The following is a 1,908-nucleotide window of genomic DNA, read 5'->3' as shown; positions in this document are numbered from 1 at the left end:
CCAGATGTCTTCTTCCCCCCGCTCACCTTCGATCAACACCTGTGAAGCCCCGGTGTTGCGCCGGTCGTGCAGCACCACCCGAAAACCCCGGGCCGCAATGAGGCGGGCGAGTGACAAAAATTCTGCCCCGCCGCGCCGACCACCCGACACCAGCGCCAGCCAGGGGCCTTGTTCGCCCACAACCTCGTAGTGCAGGCGCACGCCTTCGTTGTTCACAAAGTCCATGGCTCAATCCAGCAACACAGGCAAGCGCCAGCCGATGACCGATGCCACCGCATGGGCCACCTGCAGCAAATGCCCCTCGGCGTGCATGGCCGCGCCGATCTGCAAAGCCATGGGCAAGCCTTGGGTGGACACGCCGATAGGACAGGTCAAGGCGGGGTGACCGGTCAGGCTGAACAGTCGGTTGCAGGCACTGCGCTGCCCGGTGGGGTTGGCCATCAGAGCTTGCAGGGTTTCGGGCAAGGCTTCGCGCCCTGGCCACATCAGCACGTCCACCTGCTCAGCCAGCAAAGCACTGACCTGCTGTTGCCACACATCGGCCTGCACACGGGCTGCTTGGTAGCTGTTCAAACTCAGCTGCGCTGCACCCGCCAGTTTCTGGCGCAAGCCCTGGCCCAGCTGGTCGGGGTGGTCGCGCCAGATGTGCTGGAGTTGTTGAAACGCTTCATAAGCAATCAAGGTGTTGGCCGCCTGCACCACGGCGGGCTGTGGTGGCCAATCCTTCGTCTCCACCGTCACTACCTGCGCACCTTCGGCTTGCAGTTTTTGCAAAGTCTCGTCAAAGCAGGCCTGGATTTGCGGGTCGTGCTTGGCCTGGCCGTTCTCGGCGCTGCGCCACAAGCCCGCAGGCACGCCGATGCGCAGCCCCCGAAGCACCGAACGCTGCACATCGGCGGTGCACGCGGTGGCTACATCGCTGCCATGCCACGCGTCCCAGATCAGGGCCTGGTCCAGCGCGGAACGCGTCAAAAATCCGGCCACATCCAAGCTGGGGGCCAAGGCGATCACGCCGGACACGGGGTAAGCATGGCGCGTGGGTTTGAGGCCGACCACACCACAAGCGGCCGCCGGGTGGCGGATGGAGCCGCCGGTGTCGGTGCCCGTGGCCGCCAGGCACAAACCCGCCGCCACCGTCGCACCCGATCCGCTGCTGGAACTGCCGGGCATGTGCGCCAGATGCCAGGGGTTGCGCGCAGGCGGAAACAAGTCATCTTCTGAGGGCGAGCCAAAGGCAAATTCATGGCAAGCCGTTTTGCCCAAACTGATCACACCCAAACGCTCCAGGCCCGTCACCAGCGTGGCGCTGACCGTGGGCACCCAGTCGTGCAAATGCCGCGAGTGCGCGGTGGTGCGCACGCCTTGCGTGAGGTACACATCTTTGTGCGCCATCGGGATGCCATGCAAAGCACCTCGGTATTGGCCTTGTGCGATCTCGCGGGTGGCTTGGTGCGCCGCTTGCAAGGCGGCGTCCAGCGTGGGTGTGACAAAGGCGTTCACTTGCCTATCGAGTCGCTCGATGCGGTCGATGTAGGCCTGTACCAGCTGAACCGGTGTGATTGATTGCCGACGTATCAGGGCACTGGCTTGCGCCAGCGACAGCGCGTGCAACGGCGTGTCGGCATGCGCATCAGCAGACAGGTTCAAGGGCGTCTGGGGACTCATGCCTCAAGGCGCTGGCAGTGGGCTGGCTTGCTGAAACCATTGGCTGATTTCAGAGCCGTTCCAGAACACCACACCGGGTTGCTTGGCCAAAAATTCCAGCATCATTTCAAAATACCGGATGCGGTGCGCAGCGCCCGAAATGTACGGGTGCACCCCAAACGCCATGATGCGGGCGCTGTCGGCCGACTCGGCATACAGCCGCTCAAACGCATCTTGGGTGCGCAGCAGCATCGCGTCCGAACG

At 63.7% G+C, this 1,908-nt stretch carries 2 protein-coding genes and 1 pseudogene; all 3 read right to left on the bottom strand.

Going from position 1 to position 1,908, the window contains the following annotated elements; translation table 11 throughout:
* Positions 1 to 225: alpha/beta hydrolase (locus Q0341_RS12940; RefSeq protein ID WP_299514035.1), on the bottom strand; the 225-nt coding region annotated here is incomplete at its 3' end.
* A 3-nt stretch (positions 226 to 228) separates the two neighbouring features.
* The gene (locus Q0341_RS12935) at positions 229 to 1,665 is read right to left on the bottom strand and encodes an amidase (RefSeq protein ID WP_299514033.1); all 1,437 of its coding nucleotides are present in this window, start codon (positions 1,663 to 1,665) and stop codon (positions 229 to 231) included.
* 3 nt (positions 1,666 to 1,668) lie between these two features.
* Positions 1,669 to 1,908, bottom strand: a pseudogene (locus tag Q0341_RS12930) (polysaccharide deacetylase); the annotation flags it as partial.

It is taken from the genome of uncultured Limnohabitans sp. (genome assembly GCF_937889215.1).
Taxonomy (GTDB): Bacteria; Pseudomonadota; Gammaproteobacteria; order Burkholderiales; family Burkholderiaceae_C; genus Limnohabitans_A.
The sequence above is the reverse complement of the archived record's forward strand: the minus strand, read 5'-3'. Positions and strand labels throughout refer to the sequence as shown.

Excerpts from the sequence above, each read along its gene's own strand:
- Q0341_RS12935 (WP_299514033.1), bottom strand. The coding sequence starts at position 1,665 with ATGAGTCCCCAGACGCCCTTGAACCTGTCTGCTGATGCGCATGCCGAC.